This is a genomic window from Rossellomorea aquimaris (assembly GCF_000935355.1).
In the GTDB taxonomy this organism is placed as follows: Bacteria; Bacillota; Bacilli; order Bacillales; family Bacillaceae_B; genus Rossellomorea; species Rossellomorea aquimaris_B.
The window spans coordinates 1-468 of the sequence record NZ_JXZC01000040.1 but is presented as its reverse complement, the minus strand read 5'-3'; the positions used below and the strand labels follow the sequence as shown (position 1 = coordinate 468).

At 38.9% G+C, this 468-nt stretch carries 1 protein-coding gene; it reads left to right on the top strand.

Features of this window, described 5'->3' with window-relative positions:
* Positions 1–144 precede the first annotated feature (144 nt).
* Positions 145–357, top strand: a complete 213-nt coding sequence (locus TV75_RS21015) for a hypothetical protein (protein ID WP_044340711.1) — start codon at positions 145–147, stop codon at positions 355–357.
* Positions 358–468 lie beyond the last annotated feature (111 nt).

The following is a 468-nucleotide window of genomic DNA, read 5'->3' as shown; positions in this document are numbered from 1 at the left end:
CAGACCGAACAAAAATAATTCTTACTAAGACTAACAGATAAATTGCTAAAAAGCAAATTCGTTCGTAAAATCCACGCAACTCTTCCTTCTTAAAGGAATATCCGCCGACATTGTCGAAAGTAATGTAATAAAGGAGATGGCAATATGAATAAAATCGGTTTACTCAAATCTCTGAATCAGGCAAGCCGTGGAAACTTCTTTTCAATTGAACTTCCTGCCAACAGCAAGGAAGAAGCTGAAACCATCGAAAAAGTGGCGGCAGAATTAGAAAAAGAAGGCAAGATCAAAATCCGGGAGTGTACCCAGAAGGAAACGTCCGTCTACATTCAAGGTATTATGAAATACGCATTAAGTTGAACGGTGCCAAGACTTTGGCACCTCTTTTTTATAAATAAAAAAGGACCCTCAGAGAGGGTCCTTCTTCATTGGCAATTAGATTTTGTTTACGTTAGTCGCTTGAAGTCCACG

Excerpts from the sequence above, each read along its gene's own strand:
- TV75_RS21015 (WP_044340711.1), top strand. The coding sequence starts at position 145 with ATGAATAAAATCGGTTTACTCAAATCTCTGAATCAGGCAAGCCGTGGA.